We start from the raw sequence: 24,460 nt of genomic DNA on the forward strand, positions 1-24,460 counted from the left end.
CACAGGCTAACAGCAACTGCTTTCACTTGCCGCCTGCGCTAGCATGCGCGCCATGCAAATCCCTGAAGCCGCTCCCTCGTTCGCGGGCCTTGGCCAGGCCGGATTCGGCGCCGCCATCTTCGACATGGACGGCCTGCTCATAGACTCCGAGCCCTTCTGGAAGCGTGCCGAACGCGAGTCCTTTGCCGAGGTCGGCATCGACATCACGGCCGAGATGTCCCGCGTGACGGCGCCCATGACCACGGCGCAGGTCGCCGCGCACTGGTATGCCCACCGGCCCTGGCAGGGGCCCAGCCAGCGCGAGCTGGAGAGCCGCGTGGTCGCGCGCGTGGCGGCCCTGGTCAGCGCGCATGGACAGGCCCTGCCCGGCGTGCGCGAAACACTGAGCGCCTGCCGCGCCCTGGGCTGGCGCGTGGCGCTGGCCTCGAACTCTCCTTTGTCTTTGTGCCACCACACCCTGGATGCGCTGGGCCTGCGGCCGGCGTTCGACGCCATCGTCTCGGCCGAGCAGGTGGTGCGCGGCAAGCCCGCTCCCGACATCTACCACTTCGCGGCGCAACGCCTGGGCGTGCCGGCCGGGCGCTGCCTGGTGTTCGAGGACTCGGTCTCGGGAACACATGCGGCGCGGCAGGCCGGCATGACCGTCATCGCCGTGCCGTCCGAGGACCAGTGCTTCGACGGGGCGCAGCCTGCGCCGAACTGGGTGGTGCCCACGCTGGTGGCGCTGCATGGGGCAGCGGGCCGGTAAGGCATCCGCAGCACCCGCATCGCATGGCGCGTGCCGGCCGCAAGGGTGTTGATGAGAACCATTCTCAGTACAATCGCCGCCCGTGCCGTTCTTCTTCGTCCTGTCCGTTTCCCATGCTGGCTTGCCTGCCCGCGTCCAGACCGCTGTGCCGGGAGCCTGCCCGTGAGCGCGCGCGTGCCTGGCGCGGACGATGATGCCGCTCCCTCGCTGCTGGCCCGCGTGTATGCGCGCTGGCACCAGCCTCTGCGCCGCCTGCTGGGCCGGCAGATGCGCAACCGCGAGGATGCCGAGGATGCGGTGCAGGAGGTCTTCGTGCGCTATGCGGCCTCGGGCAAGGCCCTGCCGCCCGAGGAGCAGGAGCCCTATCTGCGCGTGATCGCCCGCCATGTATCGCACGATGCCTGGCGCCGCTCGGCGGGCGCGCCGGGGCGCGAATCGGTCTCGCTGGATGAACACATGGAGCTGGCGCAGCAACTGTCGGCCGGCGAAGGCTCGGACCCCCTGCAGGCGGCGCACCACCGCGAGCGCCTGGGCCGGCTGGAGCAGGCCATGGCCGAGCTGCCCGAGCGCCGCCGCGAGGCCTTCGTTCTGCACAGCATCGACGGGCTCACGCAGACCGAGGTGGCGCAGCGCATGGGCATCTCGCGCCGCATGGTGCACAACCATGTGACGCTGGCCATGGCCTATTGCGAGCTGCGCGTGCAGTACGGCAGCGCCGAAGACATGCGCCTGATGCAGGGCCTGCTGGCGCAGGCCGCGACGGACGGGGAGGGCCGGGAATGACGCTGACCCCGCAACGCCTGCAACTGCACGCCCGCGCTGCCGACTACTTCGCCCGCCGCCGCGAAGCCGACTGGACCGGCGCCGATGAGCGCGAACTCGACGCCTGGCTGGTCGCCGACCCGCAGCATCGCAGCATCTTCGAGAGCCTGGGGCGCACGGTGCTGGACCTGCAGCAGTTGCGCAGGCCGGCGCTGGCCTGCGACGCGGCGGCTGCGCCGCAAGCCAGGGCGAGCGGGCCGCGTGCGCAGACACAGGCCCACTTGCCAGCGCCGGCACGTCAGCGCACACGCCGCGGCCTGATGCCTGCGTTGCTGTCGGTGGCTCTGGTCACGACGCTGGCCGTGGGCGGCGGCTGGTATGCCTGGGACAACCACGCAAGCCATGTGATCGAGATGGCCACCGGCCCCGGCGAGGTGCGCGAGGCCGAACTGCCCGATGGCACGCGGGTCACGCTGAATTTTTCCTCCAGGCTGCAGGTGCGCTACTACCCGCGCCGCCGCGAGACGGTGCTGGACCAGGGCGAGGCCTTCTTCCAGGTCGCCGCCGACCGCTCGCGGCCCTTCACCGTGGACAGCGGCGCCAGCCAGGTCCGCGTGGTGGGCACGGCCTTCAATGTGCGCGCCGGGCCGCCAGCGCTGGTGGTCAAGGTGCTGGAGGGCAAGGTGGAGCTGCGCCCCGATCGCCATGCGGCGGACGACCGGCGCCTGCTGCTGGGCGCGGGCGCAGGCATGTCCGTCGATGCCCGCGACGGCACACGGCAGCCGCTGGCCGCGGGCGCGGACACCGTGGGTGACTGGCGCAGCGGCCAGCTGGTGTTCCAGCAGGCGCCGCTGACCCAGGTGGCAGCCGATCTGGCCCGCTACCTGGGCCGGCCCGTGCGCGTGGACGGCGATGCGCGGCTGGCCGCGCTGTCCGTGTCCGGCGTGGCGCTGACCGGCAAGCCCGAGGTGTTTCTGCGCTCGCTGCCGCACTTGTTGCCGGTGCGTGTGCAGGCCGAAGCGCAGGGCGGCTGGCGAATCTCGGCGCATTGAGTGCCTTGTCTATTTGTAAATTAATGTAAACAACCCGCTTTCTCGGTTCGTCCACGTTCCCACTTTGGCGCGGCAGCGGGTTTTACCTTCATGGAGGCCGGGTTTTCTCGCGCCTCCATGGTTGCCAGCCAGGCCGCTGCCCAGTGCACAGCTCAGCCAACAACCGCGACGGCCGCGCACGCGCGTGGCGGGTGGACGCTCAACTGTCTGCCTGCCACCCACCGCGCACACCGCGACAGCGGGCAATGGACACAGTGCAGCAGGAGCAGGGATGCAAGCAGGAAAAGAACACGGCAGCGCCGCCATGGGCGCGGGCATTTGGGGAGGAGAGTTTCAGCGCAGGGGCAGGCCATGGCGGCGGGCAAGGATGCCGTCGCTGGTGGCCGCAGCCCTGGTTGCGCTGGCGCAGCCGGCGGTGCAGGCGCAGCAGCCATCGTCCGTGCAGGCGGGGCAGGCAGGGGAGCTGGCCTTCAGCATCGCGCCCCAGCCGCTGGCCGGCGCGCTGCGCCAGTTCACGCAGCAGGCCCAGCACCAGGTGCTGTTCGATCCGCAGATCGTTGCAGGCCGCACTTCGCCGGCCTTGCAGGGCCGCTTCACGCCGCGCCAGGCGCTGGACCGGCTGCTGGCCGGCACGGGCGTGACCGTGATCGACGCCGTACCGGGCGCCTACACGCTGAAGGCGCCGCTCAGGGAGCCGTCGCCGGCAGCCGATGCTGCGCTGGGCACGGTGCTGGTCACGGCCCAGGCACACGCTGGCGATACCACGGAGGGTTCGGGCTCCTATGCGGCCTCGCGCGTGTCGCTGGGCAAGGGGCAGAGCGTGCGCGAGACGCCGCAGTCCATCTCCGTGGTCACACGCCAGCGCATCGAGGACCAGGGCCTGGTCTCCGTGGGCGACGTGATGCAGCAGACCACGGGCGTGACGGTGGACTACGCGGGCTCGGGCGGCCTGGGCGGCACGGCCAACAGCTTCTACGCGCGGGGCTTCCAGATCAGCAATGTCCAGATCGACGGAGCGGCGGTGGACGCCTTCAGCCAGGGCACCTTCGACCCCAACATGGCCATGTACGACAGCGTGCAGGTGATCCGCGGCGCGGACGGCCTGTACAGCGGCAATGGCGAGCCCGGCGGCTCCATCAACCTGGTGAGAAAGCGCCCCACGGCACAGCCGCAGGTGCTGGCCTCGGCCTCGGTGGGCAGCTGGAACCAGCGCCGTGCAGAACTTGATGTGGCGGGCCCCCTGGCTGCCGATGGCCGGGTGCGCGGCCGCGCCGTGCTGGCGCACAGCGACCGCGAGTTCTTCTATGACTACGCCGATGCGCGCAACACCTTGCTCTACGGCATCGTGGAAGCCGATCTCACGCCTGCGACCAAGCTGACCCTGGGCGGCAGCTACGACAAGTCGGCCAGCCTGCCCTGGCGCAGCGGCCTGCCGCGCGCGGCCAATGGCGACGATCTGCACCTGCCGCGCAGCACGGCGCTGATGGCCGGCTGGGGCCACTACGACAGAACCAACAAGGAACTGTTTGCGCAGCTGGAGCAACGGCTGCAAGGCGACTGGCGCGTCCGAGCCCATGCCAACTACGTCAAGGTCGACAGCGACAGCCGTCTGGCGGACATGTCCGGGGCGGTGGACCCCTCGACCGGCCTGGGCGCGGCGCTCAGCGGGTTCTCCAACGATTTCTATTCCACCAAGAAGGCGCTGGATGCCAACGTCAGCGGAACGTTCTCCCTGCTGGGGCGCAGGCACCGGCTGCTGCTGGGCGCGGACTGGGCCAAGATCCGTGACACGCAGGACACCTTTCTGTCCGAGGTGGACATGCCGGGGGGCATCAACGTGTTCGGCTTCGACCCGGGCGCCATTCCCCTGCCCAGCTTCGTCTGGAAGACGCGCAGCTTCGCGGGCTATGGCGCCACGCAGAAGGGCCTGTACGGCCGGCTCAACCTGAGCCTGACGGACCGCCTGACCGCCATCGTCGGCGCGCGCCGCGCCAGCTATGCAACGCAGACACCCTGGCTGCGCTTCGACCAGGCCGGCAATCTCACCAGCCGCATCGTGTCGTCCAATAGCGAGAGCGGTATCTTCACGCCCTATGGCGGCCTGGTCTACGACATTGACGACCGCTGGACGGCCTACGGCAGCGTCGCCGAGATCCACAAGTCCCAGGCCGACAAGCTGGGTGGGCCCTTGCCCGGCACGCCGCTGGATCCCATCAAGGGCCGCAATTTCGAGCTGGGCGCCAAGGGCGAGTTCAACGAGGGCCGGCTGATGGCCTCCATGGCCCTGTACCGCATAGAGCGCAATGGCGAGGCCGTGGCCGATCCCTCCTACCCCAACACCGACATCGGCGACGCGGGCCTGAACTGCTGCTGGCTGAGCAAGGGCAAGGTGGTCAGCCAGGGCGTGGAAGGCGAGATCTCGGGCGAGCTGGCGCGCGGCTGGCAGCTGTTTGCCGGCTACACCTTCAACCGCAACCACAACAAGACGCCGGGCATCGAAGGCATCTACCACTCCGTCACGCCCAAGCATCTGTTCAAGCTGTGGAGCACCTACCGCCTGCCGGGCGAGCTGTCGCAATGGACGATTGGCGGCGGCGCCAATATCCAGAGCGCGCATTTCGTCAGCGGCACGGCCAAGGCCTTCAATCCTGACTCGGGCAAGTTCGATGGCGCGGCCGTGCCCTTCAAGTTCAGCCAGGGCGGCTATGCCGTGTGGAATGCCAGCGTGCAGTACCGCATCAACCGCAACTGGCAGGCCGTGCTCAACCTGAACAACCTGTTCGACAAGGTCTACTACCGCACAGTGGGCACCAGCGGCGGCAACAACTGGTATGGCGAGCCACGCAATGTGATGCTGACGCTGCGCGGAACGTTCTGAGGCACCCCTGAGCGGCTGCGCCGCTTCCCCCTCTCTTCGGAGGGGGGCGGACACCCTCTGGGCGTGGCGCCCAACGCCAGCAACCTGCTGGACAGGCGCTGCTACGTGCCTTCGTTCAACACGGTGTCGGGCAACAACTGCTATGGCGCACCGCGCTCGCTGCTGCTGACGCTAAGCGCCGCGTATCTGGCGCGTGCTATGCGGCAGCGGCCGCCGCAACGCCGAACTCCTCGCTGTCCGCCTGGGCTCCGTCGTCGAACACCAGGCGGCGCTCAGGCCAGCGCATGGCGGCAAGCTTGAAACGCTGCTGCGGGTCCTCGCCCGCCAGGCGGGCATTCCAGCGGCCGCCGACCGAGTAGTCCACGCAAAACACATTGCCGCGCCGGCCGTGCCAGGACAGTGGGCCCGTCTGGCCGAACAGGTTCTCGGCCTGGGCGCCGTGGAAGGACGGGCCGCCGCGATTCAGGCGCCGCCAGTAGTGGCCCACGACCACGGCCTGGGCATCCTCGTATTCGTTCCACCAGGCCACGCGCTCGACGAAGCGCCACTTGCCGCCCGCGTAGAAGGGATTGCGGCATTCGCGCTCCACGCCCGAGGTCAGCACCTTCAGCGGATTGACCATGGCCTTGGCCAGTTCGCTCTCGCTGTGCGCGGGCAGGAAGGGCGGCAGCCAGTTGCGGTCTTCCAGGTCATGCGGCCATTGCCGGCGCTCGGCGCGCATGCGCTCGGCCACCTTGTTGACCTGGGCCTGCTGGGCGGCCACGGCCTCGAAGTGGTCATAGGCGCTGCGCGCGCTGCCCGGCGGCAGCTCGCGCGCCATGGCGATCTGCTGCGGGCGCCAGGCCGCGTGGACCACGCGCAGGTCCTCGCGCTCCATGGCGATGGGCAGCCGCTCCAGCAAGGCCAGGGTGTCGGGGATATCGCACAGCGGCATGCGTGCGAACGGGGCGTACTTGGGTGTGTCGGAGGCCACGCGGCTGTCGAAGAACCAGCCGGAGCCGTCCTTGGCATCCTCGCGCAGCAGGTTGATTTCGTGGTTGCCGAGCACGGCCAGCGCATGGCCCGACTCCAGCATGGGCACCACGCGGGCCAGCACGCCCGGGCTGTCTGGACCCCGGTCGCAGAAGTCGCCCACGAAGACCAGGCGCCTGCCCTGGGGGTGGCGGCCCAGCGCGTCGTAGCCCAGGTGCCCCAGCAGATGCTCCAGCGCTTCGGCTTCGCCATGGATGTCGCCGACGATGTCGAGCGGACCGGGGGGCAGGGGCTGGACGAGGCTCATGGCGGAAAGATGCAAAAGACGGCGCAGGCTTGGAAAACCGACATTATTTGCACAGACCCGCCGTGCCCGCCAGCCCCGTTTGCGACAGGACCGTGTCAGCGCCGTTGCAGGCGCACAAAGCTGTAGGGCAGGCCATTGGCTGCCACATGGCGGCTGCGCGAGGCTTCCTGCCACTCGGGGCCCGGCGTGGGCGCGAAGGCGTCGCCTTCGTAGTCGCGTTCGATTTCAGTCACCTCGATGCTGTCGGCCAGCGGCAGGGCCTGGGCGTAGATCTGGGCACCGCCCATGACCCACACGTCGGCGGATGCCTGGCGGCCCAGCGCCAGGGCCTGCTCCAGGCTGGTGGCATGCAGCACGCCGGGGGCGGCTGGCTCGGGTGCCCAGTCCGCCTGGCGCGTGACCACGATGTTGGTGCGCCCGGGCAGCGGCCTGAAGCGGGCCGGCAGCGAGTCCCAGGTCTTGCGGCCCATGACCACGGCCGAGCCCTGGGTCAATTGCTTGAAGTGCGCCAGGTCCTCGGGCAGGTGCCAGGGCATGGCATTGTCCTTGCCGATGACGCCGTTGGCGGCGCGTGCGTAGATGAGATGGATGGCCATCGGGCGGGTCTTTCTGCTGCCTCAGACGGCCACGGGGGCCTTGATGGGCTCGTGGTGCTGGTAGCCGACGACCTCGAAGTCCTCGTACTCGTAGCCGAAGATGGAGTCGGGCCGGCGCTTGATCTGCAGCGTCGGGTAGGCGAAGGGCTGGCGCGCCAGCTGGGTCTCGACCTGGGTGAAGTGGTTGTTGTAGATGTGGCAGTCGCCACCGGTCCAGACGAAGTCGCCCACCTGCAGGTCGCATTGCTGGGCCAGCATGTGGGTCAGCAGCGCGTAGCTGGCGATGTTGAAGGGAACGCCCAGGAAGATGTCCGCGCTGCGCTGGTATAGCTGGCAGCTGAGCTTGCCGTCGGCCACGTAGAACTGGAAGAAGGCGTGGCAGGGCATGAGCGCCATCTGCGGCAGGTCGGCCACGTTCCAGGCGCTGACGATGATGCGGCGGCTGTCCGGGTTGCTCTTGAGCTGCTTGACCACTTCGGCGATCTGGTCGATGTGGCCGCCGTCCGGCGTCGGCCAGTTGCGCCATTGCACGCCATAGACCGGGCCCAGGTCGCCGTCCTCGCGGGCCCATTCGTCCCAGATGGTGCAGCCGCGCTCCTGCAGCCAGCGCACATTGCTGTCGCCGCGCAGGAACCACAGCAGTTCCAGGATGATGGACTTGAGGTGCACCTTCTTGGTGGTGACCAGCGGAAAGCCTTCGGACAGGTCGAAGCGCATCTGGTGGCCGAACACGCTGCGCGTGCCCGTGCCGGTACGGTCGGTCTTGGACACGCCGTGCTCGTACACATGGCGCATGAAATCTTCGTACTGGGAGCGGGCTGGGCGGGGCGCAGGAGTCGTGTTCATCTTCCGGATTATCCCTTGATGAATACGGCGTCTTGTCCGACGGTATCCATGCCCCTTGAAACAAGGTCTGGCGCCCCGGGTGCGAAAATGCCCGCAGACTGGTGCCGGTGCATTGCCCAGGCTTTCGCACCGGCGTCACCGCTTTTTTCGCATCCGCTTTGACAAGGAGCTTGCGCATGTCTTCCATGCTCTCCCCCTGGCAGGCCGCCGTTGCATTGGGTGTCGCCATGCTGGCGCTGACAGCCTGCGATCCGCGTTCTCCCTCCGTCCCGACTCCCAAGGCCGCGCAGTCCGTCGCACTCGATGTGGCTGCGCCAGCTCCGGAATTGGTGCTGGCGTTTCCCGCGCGCACGCGCATGCCCTCCACCGCCAAGGCAGGGGAGCCCGGCCTGGACAGCTTGGCCGAGTACGTGGGCAAGTATCCCTACGACGGCACCAACTACCTGGAGCAGGGCGTGCTGGCCGACCGGCTCAAGGCGCTGCTGGGCACCAGCTACCCGACCCTGCTGAGCAATATGCGGACCGTGGGCCCGCTGACCAAGGAAGGAGATGTCTGGAGCATCGTCGGCCTGCGCCCGCACCAGGGCGGCGAGGAAATGGGCGCCATCGTGATCGATCCCGCCCGCAATGCCCTGCGCGTGTGGCTGCTCACCGGCGGCAAACAGTCCGACTTCTCCGATGCGGCCGGCGCCGACATCGCCTGGCCCGAACAGGTCAACAAGACGATGGCCAATATCGAGGCCAAACCGGTTTCCTGACAAGGCAGGCACGTGCCGCTCCTGGCTCAGGACGGCGCGTGCAAACCCGGCGCTGCCCCAGAAGGGGCGGCGTTGCGCTCAGGAGGCTTGCCTTGGCAGGATGCAGCCCGGGTTCATCAGTCCCTGCGGGTCCAGCGCCTGCTTGATGGCGCGCATCATGCCCAGCGCCACGGGGGACTGGTACTTCTGCAGCTTGTCCACCTTGAGCGCACCCACGCCGTGCTCGGCCGAGAACGAGCCGCCGAATTCGGCCACGGCTTCATAGACGAGGTGGTTGACCAGGTGCTCTCGCTCGTTGAGGAAGGCCTTGGCGTCACCGCCCTCGGGCGCCTGCACGTTGTAGTGCAGGTTGCCGTCGCCCAGGTGGCCGAAGTTGACCAGGCGCACGCCAGGGATCTCGCGCTGCAGCACGGCATCGGTGTGCTCGACGAAGGCGGGGATGCGCGATGCGGCGATGGAGATGTCGTGCTTGATGTTAAGGCCTTCCTCGGCCTGGGCCAGCGGAATGCTTTCGCGGATGTGCCACAGCTCATGGGCCTGCGACAGGCTTTCGGCCACCACGGCGTCGAGGACGCAGCCGTCCTCGAAGGCCAGCTCCAGCAGCGCCTCGAAACGCTCGCGCGCATGCTGCTCGGACTCGCTGTCCGAATTCTCGACCAGCACGTAGTAGGGCGGCGCGCCGATCAGCCCGGCAAAGGGCACGCGCAGCTGGGGCATGTGCTTGATCACCAGCGACAGCGCGAACTGGCCCATGACCTCGAAGCCCGTCAGGCCCGCGCCCAGGTACTGGTGCGCCATGCCCAGCAGGCGCACGGCCGCTTCCATGGAGGGCACGGCGGCGAAGGCCGTGAGCTGTGCCGCAGGCTGGGGGAACAGCTTCATGGTGGCGGCGGTGATGATGCCCAGCGTGCCTTCGCTGCCGATGAACAGGTCGCGCAGGTCGTAGCCGGTGTTGTCCTTGCGCAGGCCCTTGAGGCCGTCCCAGATCTCGCCCTGCGGGGTGACCACTTCCAGGCCCAGGCACAGCTCGCGCGTGTTGCCGTAGCGCACCACCTGGGTGCCGCCCGCGTTCGTGCCCAGGTTGCCGCCAATGGTGCAGCTGCCTTCGGCGGCCAGCGACAGCGGGAACAGCAGGCCCTCTTTCTCGGCAAGCTCCTGCAGGCTTTGCAGGATGCAGCCGGCCTCGACGGTGAAGCTCAGGTTGTCGCGGTCGATGTTGCGCACGGCATTCATGCGCGTGAGGCTGAGCACGACCTGCGTGCCGCTGTCGTCCGGCGTGGAGCCCACCGACAGGCCGGTGTTTCCGCCCTGCGGGATGATGCTGGTGCCTGCGGCCGCGCATTCGCGCACCACGGCGGCCACCTCGGCCGTGCTGGCCGGGCGTACCACGGCCAGGGACTTGCCGCGCACGCGGCGGCGCCAATCCTGTTCGTAGGCCACAAGGTCGCCCTCGGTGAGGACATGGGCTTCGCCGACGATCTGGCGCAGGCGTTCAAGCAGTGCAGTCATGTTGCAACTTCTTTCAAAGACGTGAAGGCATGAAAACGGGGGGCTCAGCCGCCGGCCGCCTGGGCCGCGCGGCGCGCGCTGCGCTGGCGCCAGCGCACATGCAGGGCGCAGGCGGTGAACAGCATCAGGCACAGGAAAACTTCGAGCAGCGCCAGCCAGCGCCCGGGCGCGGGGTCGCTCCAGGCGCGCACCACGCCCTCGGTGAAATAGATCCACACCAGCAGGCTGACCCAGCGGTAGGTATACATGCGGTGCTTGAGCAGGCCGATCAGCGGAATCGCCAGCGGCAGGGCCTTGAGCACAAGCCAGGAGCCCCCGGGCCGCATGGGCGCCAGCCACAGTTCCCAGGCCAGGCTCAGCACGATCAGGCCCATGAGGCTGGAGACCGCCAGCCAGCGGGTGGCGGCGACATCGGCGCCGGGGCGAGAAATGGAATCAGTCATCGGGGTGGCATCATATCGGCCATGGTCTTGACCTTTGAACATGTGATTGCTTGGATGGCCGCGCCCGCTGCAGACATGCGCCTTGCGGCGGAGATGTGGCGATGAGCGGCGGCCCCGAAAAGGAGCCCGTCGATGGCCTGGAGGATGGCTCCCTGGCGCTGCCCGTTCCTGCCCGGGAGCGCAGCCTGTCCCTGGCCGAGCCGCCCGAGCCTGCGGTGCCGAGATCGTGGCGCGAACGCTGGCGCTGCTTTCCATGGCGCAATACCGCACACACGCTGCGCGAACGCTTTCGCGAGGACCGGCTGGGCGTGACCGCCAGCAGCCTGACCTTCACCACGGTGCTGGCCCTGGTGCCGTTCTTCACGGTGGCGCTGGCGCTGTTCACGGCCTTTCCCATCTTCTCCCGCGTGCAGATCGTGCTGGAGCGCTGGCTGATCGACAGCCTGATCCCCGAGACCATCGCGCGCCAGGTGCTGGGCTATCTGACGCAGTTCGCCTCCAAGGCCAGCCAGCTGGGCATGGCGGGGTTTTCCATTCTGGTGATCACGGCGGTGGCGCTGATCCTCACCATTGACCGCACGCTCAACAACATCTGGCGCGTGCGCCAGTTGCGGCCGCTGGGCCAGCGCGTGCTGATCTACTGGGCGGCGATCACGCTGGGCCCCCTGGTGCTGGGCCTGAGCCTGGTGCTGTCGTCCTATGTGATGTCGGCCTCGCGCGGGCTGGTCAATGCGCTGCCCGAAGGCTTGCGCTTCATCTTCGATTCCATCGAGTACCTGGCGCTGGCCGCTGGCATGGCGGGCCTGTACCACTACGTGCCCAACACGGCGGTGCGCTGGCGCCATGCCTGGGTGGGCGGCCTGTTCGTGGCCACCTGCATGGAGCTGGCGAAGAAGGCGCTGGGCCTGTACCTGGCCTCGGTGCCTACCTATTCGGTCATCTACGGCACCTTCGCCACGCTGCCCATCCTGCTGATCTGGATCTACATGGCCTGGGTCATCGTGCTGCTGGGCGCCGTGGTCACGGCCTACCTGCCCATCGTGATGGCGGGCGTGCAGCGCATGCCGGGCCAGCAGGGCTGGCAGTTCGAGATGGCCGTGGAGATCCTGCAGTACCTCGCACAGGAGCGCGAGTCGCCCGCCAAGGGCTTGTACGCCAGCGATCTGGCGCGGCGCCTGCGTGTGGACTGGCAGCAGATCGATCCGGTGCTGCAGGCGCTGTCGGTGCTGGACTGGGTGGGCACGGTGCAGGCCCCCGGCACTGTGGCGGCCAGCGAAGGCCCCGAGCCCCGCTACATGCTGCTGGTGGAGCCCCATCGCACGCCGCTGCAGCCGCTGGTGCAGCGTCTGCTGCTGGCGCCGTCGCCGGCCGTGCAGCCGCTGTGGGATCGCACGGGGCTGGCAGGCATGACGCTGGCCGATCTGCTGGAGCAAAGGCCGCAGGCTCCGGTCTAGAGCGGGATGCGGCCCGTCAGGATGTCGCGCCACATCACCCAGTCGCCGCGAAAGCTGTAGAGCGGGCGCTTGAAGCTGGCGGGCCGGTTCTTCTCGAAGCCGAAATGCCCTATCCAGGCAAAGCCGTAGCCAAACAGCAGGCCGCCCAGCAGGAACCAGAAATTGCCGGTCAGGAACAGCGCGAACAGGCACAGCAGCGCCAGCGTGGAGCCGACGAAGTGCAGGCGCCGGCAGGTGCGGTTGCTGTGCTCCTGCAGGTAGAACGGATAGAACTCGGCAAAGCTCTTGAACTGGCGCGGGTCCACGGCAGCCTGTGCGGCGCCGGGCAGGGGAGCGGAAGCGTGTGACATGGCAGGCCTTCGCAAGCATGGGGTAGGGTCAACTTATACGCTGCTGCCTTGCCGCTCACCATCGGAGGAACCCGCGCGCCCAGGTTCGCAAAAGCTGCCCCGAGAGAGACAAAAGCTGCCGCATTCTGCCCTGCGCGTCGCCACGGTGTCGCCCTCTGGCGGCATGCGGGCGCATGATGTCTGCCGGGCCGGCGCTGACCGGCATGGAGTTTTTCGATGCCTTCCTCCTGCATGACCGACATCCCCGCATCCCTGAGCGAAACCCGCATTTCCACGCCCCAGGGCAGCATCTACGTCAGGCGCTGGCAGGCGCCGGCGGCCGGCGAAGAGTCCCTGGCCCGCGCGCCCATCGTGCTGCTGCACGACTCGCTGGGCTCGGTGGCGCTGTGGCGCGATTTCCCGCAGCAACTGGCCGAGGCCACGCGCCGCGATGTGCTGGCCTACGACCGGCTGGGCTTTGGCCAGTCCGACCCCTATCCGGGCACGCTGGGGCCGGGCTTTGTGGCCCGGGAGGCAGAGACCGTGTTTCCGGCAGTGCACCAGGGGCTGGGCCTTGGGGATTTCATCGTGCTGGGCCACAGCGTGGGCGGCGGCATGGCCGCCATGGTGGCGGCCCGATACGGCGCGCAGTGCAAGGCGGTGGTCACGGAGTCCGCCCAGGCCTTCGTGGAAGATCGCACCTTGCAGGGCATTCGTGCGGCCCAACAGGATTTCGCCCGGCCCGGCCAGCTGGCGCGCCTGGAGAAATACCACGGCGACAAGGCCGCCTGGGTGCTGTCTGCCTGGGTCGATACCTGGCTGTCGCAGCCATTTGCCGACTACCGGCTGGACGAGGCGCTGGAGCGCGTGCGCTGCCCGGTGCTGGCCATCCACGGCGAGCATGACGAGTTCGGCTCCCTGGTCCACCCCGAGCGCATCCGCGACCGGGCGCGCGGCCCTGTGGAGGTGGAGATCGTGGCCGGTGGCGGCCACGTCCCCCACCGCGAGCAGCCCGAGCGCATCGCCCAGCGCATCGCCCGTTTCCTGGCACGGGTCTGACCCCGGGTGGGCTTCAGTGGCCCGCCTGGGCGGACGCCGAGAGCTCCGGCGGAAACAGCTTCTTCTTGATCACGGCGTGCACGCCCCAGTTGCCGTCCACCACCTGCGTCACGGCGAAGTCCACGGCCACGGAGATCAGCGATACGGCCTCGTCCTCGTCCAGCCCGTGGGCCAGCATCAGATAGCGCCTTGCCTTGTGGAAGGCGTCACGCATGGCGCCTTCCAGCGATGATTTGCGATAGACCTGGGACTGCGCCTGGCTGCCCAGCTCGGCCAGGTGGTCGGTGAAGCTGAAGCCCTGTATCACCCATTCGCAGCCGGTCTCCAGGAAAGGGTGGTCCAGCTCTGCAAGGAAGCGGTTGTCCAGCGCGGCGCGCTTGTGCACCCGCAGCTCGAAGCTGCCGGTCAGCGAGCATTCGATGGCCGTGCCGCACAGTTCCGAGTCGCCTTGGGATGCATGCGGGTCTCCCACCGAAAACAGCGCGCCGGGCACCGATACGGGCAGGAAGAGGGTGGCTCCCTTGCCCGCGCGCCAATTGTCCAGGTTGCCGCCGAAGTAGCTCGGCGGTATGGAGTCGATCAGGCCGGCCTCTCGCGGTGCCACGGCCAGCATGCCGAAATGCGGACGCAGCGGCACGCGTGCCTTGTCCAGTACACCAAAGCGCCGGGTGATGCTGGCGGGGTCCACGGGCACGCCCGGGTAGTCGATGGTCGGATGGACCACGCCGAAGGGGTCGGTCTGCGGCGTCCAGCGGTAGTTGTAGACGGCGCGGGCCGTGGGCTCCTCGGGCAGTGCGTGGTCGATTTCGTAGATGGTGACCACTTCGCGCTGGCGGGGCTCCGTGATCTGGTCGCGGTAGTGAAAGCCCCACCAGGCGGCGGCGTTGCTGCCGAAGACACGGCCGTGGTGGGCGGGGCTGCAGCTGGGGCGTGGCTGCACGTCGAGGATGCGTATCTCCAGCAGGTCGCCAGGTTCGGCCTCATGCACATAGACGGGGCCGGTGCAGATGTGCACGCCGAAGCCCTCGCCTGCGCCGCGGCCGTAGATCGAGGCATCCATCGGGCCCGCGCCGCGCCGGTCCACGGCCTTCTGGGCTGCGGTCCAGTGGAACACGCTTTCGGCGCCCGGATCGCCTTCGATCATGCGTTCCCAGTCGTCCGAGGCATGCTGGGTCAGCGTCTCCATGGTCACCACGTCACCCGAGCGCACCGAAAGCACGGGCTTGAGTGAACGGCTCAGGTAGCCCCAGTGCACGGTCTTGTCGGAGACCGGAAGGTAGTAATGCTGGGGCGACGTACCGCCATTGTCTGCGTGCGCCGAGCGCTTGGGCACAAGGGCCAGCGCCTGGGCGTAGCGTGCATGGTCGCGCAGCAGGGCCTGGAACGGGCTGTGTGCCAGGCGCGCTGCGGCCGGTTCTGCACCCTGCGCAGCGCTCTCTGCGGGCGAGGGGCGTCCGCGCTGGCCGGGCGGCGCATCCTGCACGCGCGCCGGACTGGCGCGATAGGCCTTGGGGGACAGCCCATAGCGGGCCGTGAAGGCGCGGCTGAAGTTGGCGGCATCGCCAAAGCCCCAGCGAAAGCACAGCTCGGCGATGGAGAAATGCTGCAGCGAGCGGTTGCTCAGGTCCATGCGGCAGCGCTCCAGCCGGCGTTCGCGCAGGTAGGTGCTGAAGCTGGTGGCCGCTCCCTTGAACAGCTTTTGCAGATAGCGCGTGGACAGCCCCTCGGCTTCGGCGATGGCATCGATGGACAGCTCGGCATCGCCCAGCCGGGTTTCGATGGCGCGGCAGATGCGGCGCAGATGGCCAAGCTGCACGGCGCTGGGCGGCTCGGTCGCCTCGGCCTGCTCCTGGTCGGGATTGCCGGCGCGCGGTGTCAGGCAGGTGACCAGCATGTCGGTGAGCGTGGCCTCCACCGACAGCAGATCGTCCTGTGCCAGTGTGTCGATCTGCTCTGCCAGTGAGGCCGCCATTGCCATGCACATGGCCCCCACACCGCCTGTCCCGCCGATGTGCCTGGCCTCGGGCGGGCACGAGCGCAGAAGGCGCAGCAGAAAGCTCGAGGACTCCAGCCGCGCAAGCAGCAGGCGGCCGTCGCCGGGCAACTGCAGCTGCCAGTCCCGGTCTGACTCCAGCAGCAGCGCGGAGCCGGCCTTGAGCGGGAACGCGGCGTCCTCGACCACCGCATCGGCGCTGCCTTGCAGCAAGGCGCACAGCAGCAGGCCCGGGCCGCGCAGCCGCTTGGCCACGGCCCGCAGCGTCAGCGGCGAGGTGGCCAGCGCAATGAATACCGATCCCAGTGGCGAGCTGCGCAGCGCCAGGTGGGTGGCCGGCGGCGTGGGCGTTTCGCCATGGATGTCTGCCCTGGACAGCGCCTCATTGAGCGCAGCCTGCCGCAAGGCATCGGGAAATGCGTGGGTGGAAAAGCGTCTTGGATCGTCGTGCATCAGGGGCGAACTATGAACTGCCGCGTACTGCCTGTCCAAGCCCGGCGCACCGGATGGCAGCCGCGACAAGTTTTTGTGCGCGCAGGAACAACCGGCCTGGACATGCTCGCCTGGACACTGGCGCTGCCGGCACTGATCCACAACAGCAGGAGTATTTTCGATGACCATCCCCCACCAAGAACATATCTGCGGCCCGGGCTGCCAGCACGGTGCTTCGCCAGCCGATGAGACGCTGATCCGCGAGGAATTCCAGGTTGCACGCCGTTCCTTCCTGCGCGACGCCATGGTGGTCGGTGGCGGCGCGGTCTCGGCCGGCGCCATCAGCGGTGCGATGGCACCGTCCCGGGCCTTTGCCCAGGGTGCGCCTGGCGCCCGGGCCGGCCAGGGCATGGCCAGCCACTACTACATTCCCGCCTCTGCCAGCACCGTGCTCTGGGGCTACTTCAGCAGATCGGCCAAGCCGGTGGTCGAAGTCGAATCGGGCGACTACGTGACCATGGAGACGCTGACCCACCATGCCAATGACGATGCCGAACGCATGGTCCGGGGCGACCCTGGCGCCGAGAGCGTGTTCCACTGGGACAGCCAGCGCAAGAACGTCGATCGCCGGGGCGCCGGTCCCATGGATGCCAAGAACGGCGCAGGTGGCGGCCAGGGCGTGCACATCTGCACGGGGCCGGTACGCATCAAGGGCGCCCAGCCCGGCGATGTGCTGGAAGTGCGCATCATTGATGTGGTGCCACGCCCCTCGGGCAACCCGCAGTTCAAGGGCCGGACCTTCGGCAGCAATGCGGCGGCGAACTGGGGCTTTCACTATGGCGACACGCTTACCGAGCCCCGAAAGCGCGAGGTGGTCACCATCTACGAGGTGGATGCGACCGGCGAGCGCAACTGGGCCCGCGCCGTCTACAACTACCGCTGGACGCCGCAGACCGACCCCTTCGGCGTGGTCCACCCGACCATCGACTATCCGGGCGTGCCCGTGGACCACCGCACGATCAGCAAGAACGAAAACGTGCTGCGCAATATCCGCGTTCCCGTGCGCCCGCATTTCGGCACCATCGGCGTGGCGCCGGCCGAGGTGGAGATGGCCAGCTCCATTCCGCCCAACCACACGGGCGGCAACATCGACAACTGGCGCATCGGCAAGGGGGCGACCATGTATTTCCCCGTGGCCGTGCCAGGGGCCAACTTCACCGTGGGCGATCCGCATGCCTCGCAGGGGGACTCCGAGCTGTGCGGCACGGCCATCGAGTGCTCGCTGACCGGCACCTTCCAGTTGATCCTGCACAAGAAGGCGGACCTGCCTGGAACGCCGCTGGCCGAGCTGGCCTATCCGCTGCTCGAAACCCAGGACGAATGGCTGCTGCACGGTTTCAGCTACGCCAACTACCTGGCGGAGCTGGGGCCGGATGCGCAAAACCAGATCTTCAAGAAGTCTTCCGTGGACCTGGCGCTGCGCGACGCCTATCACAAGATGCGTCACTTCCTCATGACCACCCAGGGGCTGGGAGAGGACGAGGCCATCTCGCTGATGTCGATTGCCGTGGACTTCGGCATCACCCAGGTGGTGGATGGCAACTGGGGCGTGCACGCGCTCGTGAAAAAGAGCATCTTCCCCGCGCGCGGGGCGTGAGTGCGTGAGTGAGTGCGTGCCTGCCCTGCGGGCAGGACCCGGCCGGTCTCAGCGCGCCAGGAAATCCCGGATGGCGAACAGCGTCTGGTCGGGCGCCTCGGTCATCTGGTTGTGGCCGCTGGGCAGGTGCACGATGCTGACCTGGCGCTGCGCGCCCCGGGCCGCCTCGATCAGGCCCTTGGCGGCCTTGGGCGGCGTCATCTGGTCCTGCTCGCCCAGGGCGAACAGGACCGGACATTGCAGCGCCGCCATGGCCGCCTCGCCGCCCGCGTAGCTGTCGCAGGCCTTGAAGCCGGTGTGCAGCAGGTTGGTGCGCTCATTGCTGGCCAGCACGCGCCGGCCCAGCGCCATGCCGGCGCCGAACACCCAGCTGCCTGCGCCGCTGGGTGGCGCCAGCGTGGCGCGCGAGAACACATTGACCATGCGGATGGCCTGCTCTGGCGTGCTCAGTGCGGAGTCCAGCAGGGCGGGCGAGACCTTCATCGGATAGGCCGTGCCCACCAGCACCAGGTGGCTGACGCGCGCGCCCAGCCGCGCGGCCGCTTCCATGGCGATCAGGCTGCCCCAGCTGTGGCCTACCAGCGCGGCCTTCTCGATGCCTGCCGCATCCATGAGCTGGCCGATGAAATCCGCCGCCGCCTCCACGCTGGCCGGCGCATCGCCTGCGCTGCGGCAGTGGCCCGGCAGGTCTATGGCCAGCACGTTCCAGCCGTGGTTGGCCAGGTAACGGCTTTGCAGTGCCCAGACGCTGTGGTCGCACAGCACGCCGTGGATGAGGATGGCCGTCGGCTGTGCGGGATTGAAGGCCTTGCCGCCGGTATAGGCGTAGATGGCGTGGCCGTGAACATCGATCTTCATTGTTGGTGTCTCCCTTGCCGATTCACGCGGCCTTCTCGGCCGCCTTGAGGGCGCGCTTGAGGTCGTCGATCAGGTCGTCTGCGTCTTCCAGCCCGATGGACAGGCGGATCGTGCCCTGGCCGATGCCGGCCTGGGCCAGCGCCTCGTCGCTCATGCGGAAGTGCGTGGTGCTGGCAGGGTGGATGACCAGGCTGCGGCAGTCGCCCACGTTGGCCAGGTGGCTGAAGACCTTGAGCGTCTCGATGAACTTGCGGCCCTGGTTGCGGTTGCCCTTGATGTCGAAGCTGAACACCGAGCCTGCGCCGCGCGGCAGCAGCTTCTTGGCGAGCTGGTGCGAGGGATGGGTATCGAGCAGCGGGTGGCCCACGCGGCCCACCAGCGGATGGCTGGCCAGGAATTGCACCACCTTCTCGGTGTTGCGGATATGGCGCTCCATGCGCAGCGGCAGCGTCTCTATGCCCTGCAGGATCAGCCAGGCCGTGTGCGGGCTCATGCAGGCGCCGAAGTCGCGCAGGCCTTCGCGGCGTGCGCGCAGAAGGAAGGCGCCAGTGCTGCTTTCCTCGCTGAACACCATGTTGTGGAAGCCGTCGTAGGGCTCGGTCAGCTCCGGGAAGCGTCCCGACTTTTCCCAGTCGAAGCTGCCGCCATCCACCACGATGCCCCCGACCACGGTGCCGTGGCCCGACAGGAACTTGGTGGCCGAGTGGTAGACGATGTCCGCGCCATGCTCCAGCGGCTTCATCAGCCAGGGCGAGGTCAGCGTGGAGTCCACCAGCAGCGGCACGCCGGCTTCATGGGCTATGGCGCTGATGGTGGGGATGTCCAGCACATCCAGGCCCGGGTTGCCCACCGTCTCGCCGAAGAACAGCTTGGTGTTGGGGCGCACCGCGGCGCGCCAGCCGTCGATGTCGCCGGGCTTGACGAAGGTGGTTTCTATGCCGAAGCGCGCCAGCGTGTAGTGCAGCAGGTTCTGCGAGCCGCCGTACAGCGCCGTGCTGGCCACGATGTGGCTGCCCGCGCCCATGAGCGTGGCCACCGACAGGTGCAGCGCCGCCTGGCCGCTGGCCACGGCGATGGCGCCCACGCCCCCTTCCAGGGCCGAGACGCGCTGCTCCAGTACGGCGTTCGTGGGATTGGAGATGCGGCTGTAGACGTGCCCTGGGCGCTCCAGGTTGAACAGCGAGGCCGCATGGTCGCTGGACTCGAACACGAACGAGGTCGTGAGGTGGATGGGCGTCGCGCGCGCACCGGTGGCGGGGTCGGGCTGTGCGCCCGCGTGCAGCGCCAGAGTGTCAAAGCCGGGATCCGAGTAGCCGGGCATTCCTGTCTCCATGGTTGTCAAGGCAAGCGGGCATTGTGGGCTATATTTCCCGGCAGACATGGGCTTGCCGCAACCACGGCGACACAGACAATCTTGGAGATACGGCATGAAAGTAAGTGACATCCTGCGCGTCAAGGGCAACACCCTCTACACGGTGTCGCCGGACGAAAGCCTGGCCAGCGCGGTGCAGGTGATGTCCGAGCGCGATATAGGCTCCCTCGTGGTCATGGAGCACGGCGACGTGGTCGGCATGCTGACCTTCCGCGAAGTAATCCAGGGCTTTGTCAAGCACGGCGGCGTGGGCGAGACGCTGGTGCGCTCGGCCATGGACGACGCTCCCATGACCTGCACCATGGAAACCGACATGGACGAGGTGCGCCGCATGATGCTGGACCGCCATGCGCGCTACATGCCGGTGATGGACAAGCGCATGCTGATGGGCGTGATCAGCCTGTACGACGTGGCCAAGGCCGTGGTGGACAGCCAGAACTTCGAGAACCGCATGCTCAAGGCCTATATCCGCGACTGGCCCGAAGGCGAGCGCCAGGGCGCGGACTGATCATCCGGTCGCGGCAAGACCGCCCCTGCCCATGCAGCAAGGCCTGCGACCGCAGAACGCGGCGCAGGCCTTGGTTTTTTTACGGCCGGGCGCAAGCCCGTTCAATGCACGCTGCTGCGCCGGGGCTTGAGCAAGGCGCTGGGCGGCACGGCATAGGTCTGCCTGAAGACGCGGCTGAAGTGCGAGAAGCTGGTGAAGCCGCAGGCCATCGCCACATCGGTCACGCGCCGCGCATTGTCGGCCTGCAGTAGCAGGTGGGCCTGGGCCAGGCGCTCGTTCCAGAGCCAGCGGCTGGGAGTCAGTCCCTCGGTGGCGAACAGGCGCGCCAGGCTGCGCAGCGACATGCCCAGGCCCTGGGCCACCTGCAGGGGCTTGAGCTCGGGGTCATCCAGCCGGGCCCGCATGTACTGCTTGGCCTGGGCAAGCCGGTTGCGGGTTCTGAAATCATCGGGCCTGGCTGAGACCAGCAGCATGGTCATCAGGGTGGGGTGAAGATTCTGGTCACCGGCATCCTGTTGAAGGATGGGTGAGGGCGGTGGAGTGCTGCTCGCAGGATCGCTGCGATCCTGGCGTTGCGTTGAGCCGGAAGAGGTCTGCATTTCACGAATCTCCCGCAAGTTGCGGCTGGTGCCTGAGGGATGGTCCGCAGGCGGTTGAAGAACAATGTTCTGTAATTCTAGCTATCAATATTTGTAATTTGATAGTTTTATTGTTTCTTTGCAGGAGATGGCAGCCTGCGCAATGCACCGCTGCAGCGGGAGCGGCGCCTGGGGGCGACCCGGGCATAATCATCGGCCTATGAGCGGCAACACCTTCGGAACCCTATTCACTGTCACCAACTTCGGCGAATCGCATGGCCCGGCCATCGGCTGCGTCATCGACGGTTGCCCGCCTGGCATGGCACTGAGCGAGGCGGATATCCAGCACGACCTGGACCGCCGCCGCCCCGGCACCAGCAAGTTCGTGACGCAGCGCAACGAGCCGGACGCGGTGGAAATCCTCTCGGGTGTCTACGAAGGCCGTACCACGGGCACGCCGATCGCTTTGCTGATCCGCAATACCGACCAGCGCAGCAAGGACTACTCCAACATTGCGCAAAGCTTTCGTCCCGGCCATGCCGACTACGCCTACTTCCAGAAGTACGGCATCCGTGATCCGCGCGGCGGCGGCCGCTCCTCCGCACGGCTGACGGCGCCCACGGTGGCGGCCGGCGCCGTGGCCAAGAAGTGGCTCAAGGAAAAATTCGGCACCGAGTTCCGCGCCTGCATGACCCAGGTGGGCGAGCTGTCGCTGCCCTTCGAGAGCTGGGAGCATGTGCGCAACAATCCCTTCTTTGCGCCGGTGGCCGATGTGTCCCGCTACGAGGAATACATGGATGCGCTGCGCAAGTCGGGCGACTCCTGCGGCGCCGCGCTGCGCGTGCAGGCCAGTGGCATGCCGGTGGGCCTGGGCCAGCCGCTGTATGACCGCCTCGATGCCGACGTCGCCTACGCCATGATGGGCCTGAACGCCGTCAAGGCCGTGGAGATCGGCGCGGGCTTCGACAGCGTGGTCCAGCGCGGCACCACGCACGGCGACTCGCTGAGTCCTGGAGGCTTTCGCAGCAACAACGCCGGTGGCATCGTGGGCGGCATCAGCACGGGCCAGGATCTGGAGGTGCGCATCGCCATCAAGCCCACCAGCTCCATCATCACGCCGCGCGAGTCCATCGACACCCAGGGCCAGAGCACCGAAGTCATCACCAAGGGTCGCCATGACCCCTGCGTGGGCATCCGCGCCGCGCCCATCGCCGAAGCGTTGCTGGCCCTGGTGGTGATGGACCACGCCCTGCGCCACCGCGCCCAGTGCGGCGACGTCGATTCAGGCCTGGCGCCGATTCCTGCCGCGGCGCCCTGAAAGCGCTGCCAGGACGCCAAAGAGAAAGCCGCCCAAGGGCGGCTTTCTTGTGTCCTGCCGGCCTGATCAGCCGGGATTGCGGACTTCATCCATGACGTTCTTGAAGTCGTCCACGTCCTCGAAGCTGCGGTAGACGCTGGCGTAGCGGATGTAGCCGACCTTGTCGAGCAGCTTGAGCTCGCGCATCACCATCTCGCCCAGGCGGCTGGAGAGCACTTCGCGCTCGCCCAGGTTGCGCAGCCGTTCCTCGATGCGCTCGATGGCGGCATCGATCTGCTCCGTGCTCACGGGACGCTTGCGCAGCGCAATCTTGAACGAACCCAGCAGCTTGGCGCGCTCGTACTCGATGCGCCGCCCGTCCTTCTTGACGATGGCGGGGAAGCTGACCTCGGGCCGCTCATAGGTGGTGAAGCGCTTGTCGCAGCCGCCGCATTGGCGGCGGCGGCGGATGAAGCCCCCATCCTCGGCCTCACGGGTCTCCACGACCTGGGTGTCCGGGTGGCTGCAGAACGGGCACTTCATGGCAGGCCTCTATGCGCTCAAATCAGGCGCCGTAGACCGGGAAGCGGGCCGTCAGCTCGGCCACCTGGGCGCGCACGCGGGCCAGGTTGGCTTCGTCGCTGGGGTTCTCCAGCACGTCGGCCAGCAGGTTGGCCGTCAGGCGGGCTTCCTCTTCCTTGAAGCCGCGCGTGGTCATGGCGGGCGTGCCCACGCGGATGCCGCTGGTGACCATCGGCTTTTCGGGGTCGTTGGGGATGGAGTTCTTGTTGATCGTCATGTGGGCGGCACCCAGCGCGGCTTCGGCCGCCTTGCCGGTGATGCCCTTGGCGCGCAGGTCCACCAGCATGACGTGGCTTTCCGTGCGGCCGGAGACGATGCGCAGGCCGCGGGCCGTCAGCGTTTCGGCGACGACCTTGGCATTCTTCACGACCTGCTCCTGGTAGGCCTTGAACTCGGGAGACAGTGCTTCCTTGAAGGCCACGGCCTTGCCGGCGATGACGTGCATCAGCGGGCCGCCTTGCAGGCCGGGGAAGATGGCGCTGTTGATGGCCTTCTCATGCTCGGCCTTCATCAGGATCACGCCGCCGCGCGGGCCGCGCAGGCTCTTGTGCGTGGTGGTGGTGACCACGTCGGCGTGAGGCACGGGGTTGGGGTACACGCCCGCGGCGATCAGGCCGGCGTAGTGGGCCATGTCCACCCAGAAGATGGCGCCGACTTCCTTTGCGATCTTGGCGAAGCGCTCGAAGTCGATGGCCAGGGCGTAGGCCGATGCGCCGGCCACGATGATGCGGGGCTTGTGCTCGCGCGCCAGCGCTTCCATCTTGTCGTAGTCGATGGCTTCTTCGGCGTTCAGGCCGTAGGAGACCACGTTGAACCACTTGCCCGACATGTTCAGCGGCATGCCGTGCGTCAGGTGGCCGCCTTCGGCCAGGCTCATGCCCATGATGGTGTCGCCGGGCTTGGCAAAGGCCATCAGCACGGCCTGGTTGGCCTGGGAGCCGGAGTTGGGCTGAACGTTGGCGGCCTCGGCGCCGAACAGCTTCTTGACACGGTCGATGGCAAGCTGCTCGACCACGTCGACGTTCTCGCAGCCGCCGTAGTAGCGCTTGCCTGGATAGCCTTCTGCGTACTTGTTGGTGAGCTGGGAGCCCTGGGCTTCCATCACGGCGGGCGAGCAGTAGTTCTCGCTGGCGATCAGCTCGATATGTTCTTGTTGACGCAGGTTCTCGGCCTGGATGGCGGCAAAGACTTCGGCGTCGACCTTCTCGACGGTATTGGTGCGTTGAAACATGGCAGTCCTGTGAACTTGAAATTCCCTTGAGGCCAAGGGCTGCCCAGGCGAACGGCGGAACACTCCAGATCCCGCGTGCGCATGGAGGCTGGGCGGTACGCTCCCCGGTGGTTCACAGAAGGTGGTTCTTTTCAGGCCTTCTGCTGGTTTCCACGTCAGCGGCAGCGGTGCGTGAAGCGGCTGCGCCTATCGCCAGTTGCGTACCCCGCTAGTGTAGCTGAGCTGATGGAGCCGAAGAC

The 24,460-nt window shown here is 67.8% G+C and carries 22 protein-coding genes and 1 riboswitch; of the genes, 10 read left to right on the top strand and 12 right to left on the bottom strand.

Annotation, left to right across the window (positions count from 1 at the left end):
* The first annotated feature begins 52 nt into the window (after positions 1-52).
* From hxpB to DTS01S_RS06545, 4 genes are all read left to right on the top strand, one after another.
* On the top strand, positions 53-748 hold the full coding sequence (hxpB, locus tag DTS01S_RS06530) for a hexitol phosphatase HxpB (protein ID WP_227469503.1): 696 nt from the start codon (positions 53-55) through the stop codon (positions 746-748).
* A 162-nt stretch (positions 749-910) separates the two neighbouring features.
* Positions 911-1,531, top strand: coding sequence for an RNA polymerase sigma factor (locus DTS01S_RS06535; RefSeq protein WP_061287460.1), 621 nt, complete (start codon positions 911-913; stop codon positions 1,529-1,531).
* The gene (locus DTS01S_RS06540) at positions 1,528-2,562 is read left to right on the top strand and encodes a FecR family protein (RefSeq protein ID WP_061287461.1); all 1,035 of its coding nucleotides are present in this window, start codon (positions 1,528-1,530) and stop codon (positions 2,560-2,562) included. The genes DTS01S_RS06535 and DTS01S_RS06540 overlap by 4 nt, the downstream gene beginning before the upstream one ends.
* A gap of 271 nt (positions 2,563-2,833) precedes the next feature.
* On the top strand, positions 2,834-5,440 hold the full coding sequence (locus DTS01S_RS06545; protein WP_061287462.1) for a TonB-dependent siderophore receptor: 2,607 nt from the start codon (positions 2,834-2,836) through the stop codon (positions 5,438-5,440).
* Between the two features lie 196 nt (positions 5,441-5,636).
* Here the strand turns inward: DTS01S_RS06545 and DTS01S_RS06550 are convergent, their stop codons facing one another.
* The 3 genes from DTS01S_RS06550 to DTS01S_RS06560 form a co-directional block, all read right to left on the bottom strand.
* A complete protein-coding gene (locus tag DTS01S_RS06550; RefSeq protein ID WP_016447512.1) occupies positions 5,637-6,719 on the bottom strand; it encodes a metallophosphoesterase in 1,083 nt (360 codons plus the stop codon).
* A 95-nt stretch (positions 6,720-6,814) separates the two neighbouring features.
* Positions 6,815-7,315, bottom strand: coding sequence for a dihydrofolate reductase (locus DTS01S_RS06555; protein WP_017406729.1), 501 nt, complete (start codon positions 7,313-7,315; stop codon positions 6,815-6,817).
* A 21-nt stretch (positions 7,316-7,336) separates the two neighbouring features.
* Positions 7,337-8,161, bottom strand: a complete 825-nt coding sequence (locus DTS01S_RS06560) for a thymidylate synthase (RefSeq protein WP_016451328.1) — start codon at positions 8,159-8,161, stop codon at positions 7,337-7,339.
* Between the two features lie 176 nt (positions 8,162-8,337).
* On the opposite strand from DTS01S_RS06560, the gene DTS01S_RS06565 reads away from it, so the two are divergent.
* Complete coding sequence (locus tag DTS01S_RS06565; RefSeq protein ID WP_016447509.1) at positions 8,338-8,919, top strand: hypothetical protein; 582 nt, start codon at positions 8,338-8,340, stop codon at positions 8,917-8,919.
* Positions 8,920-8,997: 78 nt separating this feature from the next.
* Here the strand turns inward: DTS01S_RS06565 and DTS01S_RS06570 are convergent, their stop codons facing one another.
* Both DTS01S_RS06570 and DTS01S_RS06575 read right to left on the bottom strand, forming a co-directional pair.
* Positions 8,998-10,428, bottom strand: a complete 1,431-nt coding sequence (locus tag DTS01S_RS06570) for an FAD-binding oxidoreductase (RefSeq protein ID WP_017406726.1) — start codon at positions 10,426-10,428, stop codon at positions 8,998-9,000.
* A 44-nt stretch (positions 10,429-10,472) separates the two neighbouring features.
* Complete coding sequence (locus DTS01S_RS06575; protein WP_016451330.1) at positions 10,473-10,871, bottom strand: DUF2069 domain-containing protein; 399 nt, start codon at positions 10,869-10,871, stop codon at positions 10,473-10,475.
* 101 nt (positions 10,872-10,972) lie between these two features.
* Here DTS01S_RS06575 and DTS01S_RS06580 point away from each other — a divergent pair, with 101 nt between their 5' ends.
* The gene (locus DTS01S_RS06580; RefSeq protein ID WP_061287463.1) at positions 10,973-12,325 is read left to right on the top strand and encodes a YihY family inner membrane protein; all 1,353 of its coding nucleotides are present in this window, start codon (positions 10,973-10,975) and stop codon (positions 12,323-12,325) included.
* Here DTS01S_RS06580 and DTS01S_RS06585 read toward each other — a convergent pair.
* Positions 12,322-12,675, bottom strand: a complete 354-nt coding sequence (locus tag DTS01S_RS06585) for an Mpo1-like protein (RefSeq protein WP_016447505.1) — start codon at positions 12,673-12,675, stop codon at positions 12,322-12,324. The genes DTS01S_RS06580 and DTS01S_RS06585 overlap by 4 nt on opposite strands.
* A gap of 216 nt (positions 12,676-12,891) precedes the next feature.
* On the opposite strand from DTS01S_RS06585, the gene DTS01S_RS06590 reads away from it, so the two are divergent.
* A complete protein-coding gene (locus DTS01S_RS06590) occupies positions 12,892-13,713 on the top strand; it encodes an alpha/beta fold hydrolase (RefSeq protein ID WP_016451331.1) in 822 nt (273 codons plus the stop codon).
* 13 nt (positions 13,714-13,726) lie between these two features.
* Here the strand turns inward: DTS01S_RS06590 and DTS01S_RS06595 are convergent, their stop codons facing one another.
* The gene (locus DTS01S_RS06595) at positions 13,727-16,159 is read right to left on the bottom strand and encodes an acetamidase/formamidase family protein (protein ID WP_061287464.1); all 2,433 of its coding nucleotides are present in this window, start codon (positions 16,157-16,159) and stop codon (positions 13,727-13,729) included.
* 160 nt (positions 16,160-16,319) lie between these two features.
* Here DTS01S_RS06595 and DTS01S_RS06600 point away from each other — a divergent pair, with 160 nt between their 5' ends.
* Complete coding sequence (locus DTS01S_RS06600; protein ID WP_034367320.1) at positions 16,320-17,795, top strand: acetamidase/formamidase family protein; 1,476 nt, start codon at positions 16,320-16,322, stop codon at positions 17,793-17,795.
* Positions 17,796-17,843: 48 nt separating this feature from the next.
* Here DTS01S_RS06600 and DTS01S_RS06605 read toward each other — a convergent pair whose 3' ends face one another.
* A complete protein-coding gene (locus DTS01S_RS06605) occupies positions 17,844-18,653 on the bottom strand; it encodes an alpha/beta fold hydrolase (protein ID WP_061287465.1) in 810 nt (269 codons plus the stop codon).
* Between the two features lie 22 nt (positions 18,654-18,675).
* On the bottom strand, positions 18,676-19,974 hold the full coding sequence (locus tag DTS01S_RS06610; protein WP_017406117.1) for an O-acetylhomoserine aminocarboxypropyltransferase: 1,299 nt from the start codon (positions 19,972-19,974) through the stop codon (positions 18,676-18,678).
* A gap of 106 nt (positions 19,975-20,080) precedes the next feature.
* Here DTS01S_RS06610 and DTS01S_RS06615 point away from each other — a divergent pair, with 106 nt between their 5' ends.
* The gene (locus DTS01S_RS06615; RefSeq protein ID WP_012206758.1) at positions 20,081-20,533 is read left to right on the top strand and encodes a CBS domain-containing protein; all 453 of its coding nucleotides are present in this window, start codon (positions 20,081-20,083) and stop codon (positions 20,531-20,533) included.
* Between the two features lie 101 nt (positions 20,534-20,634).
* Here DTS01S_RS06615 and DTS01S_RS06620 read toward each other — a convergent pair whose 3' ends face one another.
* Positions 20,635-21,006 (bottom strand): helix-turn-helix domain-containing protein, encoded by a 372-nt coding sequence (locus tag DTS01S_RS06620; RefSeq protein WP_239009656.1) that lies wholly within the window; start codon positions 21,004-21,006, stop codon positions 20,635-20,637.
* A 325-nt stretch (positions 21,007-21,331) separates the two neighbouring features.
* Between DTS01S_RS06620 and aroC the strand changes: the two genes are divergently transcribed.
* A complete protein-coding gene (aroC, locus tag DTS01S_RS06625; protein ID WP_016451332.1) occupies positions 21,332-22,429 on the top strand; it encodes a chorismate synthase in 1,098 nt (365 codons plus the stop codon).
* Positions 22,430-22,495: 66 nt separating this feature from the next.
* Here the strand turns inward: aroC and nrdR are convergent, their stop codons facing one another.
* Together nrdR and glyA are read right to left on the bottom strand one after the other, a co-directional pair.
* A complete protein-coding gene (gene nrdR, locus DTS01S_RS06630) occupies positions 22,496-22,951 on the bottom strand; it encodes a transcriptional regulator NrdR (protein WP_012206755.1) in 456 nt (151 codons plus the stop codon).
* Between the two features lie 22 nt (positions 22,952-22,973).
* Positions 22,974-24,221 (bottom strand): serine hydroxymethyltransferase, encoded by a 1,248-nt coding sequence (glyA, locus tag DTS01S_RS06635; RefSeq protein ID WP_016447497.1) that lies wholly within the window; start codon positions 24,219-24,221, stop codon positions 22,974-22,976.
* A 34-nt stretch (positions 24,222-24,255) separates the two neighbouring features.
* Positions 24,256-24,431, bottom strand: a riboswitch (ZMP/ZTP riboswitch).
* Positions 24,432-24,460 lie beyond the last annotated feature (29 nt).

It is taken from the genome of Delftia tsuruhatensis NBRC 16741, from assembly GCF_001571325.1.
Classification (GTDB): domain Bacteria; phylum Pseudomonadota; class Gammaproteobacteria; order Burkholderiales; family Burkholderiaceae_C; genus Comamonas; species Comamonas tsuruhatensis.

Bases quoted from the DNA above. Each gene is read 5' to 3' on its own strand.
- DTS01S_RS06555 (WP_017406729.1), bottom strand. From the start codon at position 7,315: ATGGCCATCCATCTCATCTACGCACGCGCCGCCAACGGCGTCATCGGC.
- hxpB (WP_227469503.1), top strand. From the start codon at position 53: ATGCAAATCCCTGAAGCCGCTCCCTCGTTCGCGGGCCTTGGCCAGGCC.
- DTS01S_RS06545 (WP_061287462.1), top strand. From the start codon at position 2,834: ATGCAAGCAGGAAAAGAACACGGCAGCGCCGCCATGGGCGCGGGCATT.
- DTS01S_RS06560 (WP_016451328.1), bottom strand. From the start codon at position 8,161: ATGAACACGACTCCTGCGCCCCGCCCAGCCCGCTCCCAGTACGAAGAT.
- DTS01S_RS06580 (WP_061287463.1), top strand. From the start codon at position 10,973: ATGAGCGGCGGCCCCGAAAAGGAGCCCGTCGATGGCCTGGAGGATGGC.
- glyA (WP_016447497.1), bottom strand. From the start codon at position 24,221: ATGTTTCAACGCACCAATACCGTCGAGAAGGTCGACGCCGAAGTCTTT.
- DTS01S_RS06600 (WP_034367320.1), top strand. From the start codon at position 16,320: ATGACCATCCCCCACCAAGAACATATCTGCGGCCCGGGCTGCCAGCAC.
- aroC (WP_016451332.1), top strand. From the start codon at position 21,332: ATGAGCGGCAACACCTTCGGAACCCTATTCACTGTCACCAACTTCGGC.
- DTS01S_RS06610 (WP_017406117.1), bottom strand. From the start codon at position 19,974: ATGCCCGGCTACTCGGATCCCGGCTTTGACACTCTGGCGCTGCACGCG.
- DTS01S_RS06595 (WP_061287464.1), bottom strand. From the start codon at position 16,159: ATGCACGACGATCCAAGACGCTTTTCCACCCACGCATTTCCCGATGCC.
- DTS01S_RS06615 (WP_012206758.1), top strand. From the start codon at position 20,081: ATGAAAGTAAGTGACATCCTGCGCGTCAAGGGCAACACCCTCTACACG.
- DTS01S_RS06590 (WP_016451331.1), top strand. From the start codon at position 12,892: ATGCCTTCCTCCTGCATGACCGACATCCCCGCATCCCTGAGCGAAACC.
- DTS01S_RS06605 (WP_061287465.1), bottom strand. From the start codon at position 18,653: ATGAAGATCGATGTTCACGGCCACGCCATCTACGCCTATACCGGCGGC.
- DTS01S_RS06575 (WP_016451330.1), bottom strand. From the start codon at position 10,871: ATGACTGATTCCATTTCTCGCCCCGGCGCCGATGTCGCCGCCACCCGC.
- DTS01S_RS06570 (WP_017406726.1), bottom strand. From the start codon at position 10,428: ATGACTGCACTGCTTGAACGCCTGCGCCAGATCGTCGGCGAAGCCCAT.
- DTS01S_RS06565 (WP_016447509.1), top strand. From the start codon at position 8,338: ATGTCTTCCATGCTCTCCCCCTGGCAGGCCGCCGTTGCATTGGGTGTC.
- DTS01S_RS06620 (WP_239009656.1), bottom strand. From the start codon at position 21,006: ATGCTGCTGGTCTCAGCCAGGCCCGATGATTTCAGAACCCGCAACCGG.
- nrdR (WP_012206755.1), bottom strand. From the start codon at position 22,951: ATGAAGTGCCCGTTCTGCAGCCACCCGGACACCCAGGTCGTGGAGACC.
- DTS01S_RS06540 (WP_061287461.1), top strand. From the start codon at position 1,528: ATGACGCTGACCCCGCAACGCCTGCAACTGCACGCCCGCGCTGCCGAC.
- DTS01S_RS06585 (WP_016447505.1), bottom strand. From the start codon at position 12,675: ATGTCACACGCTTCCGCTCCCCTGCCCGGCGCCGCACAGGCTGCCGTG.
- DTS01S_RS06550 (WP_016447512.1), bottom strand. From the start codon at position 6,719: ATGAGCCTCGTCCAGCCCCTGCCCCCCGGTCCGCTCGACATCGTCGGC.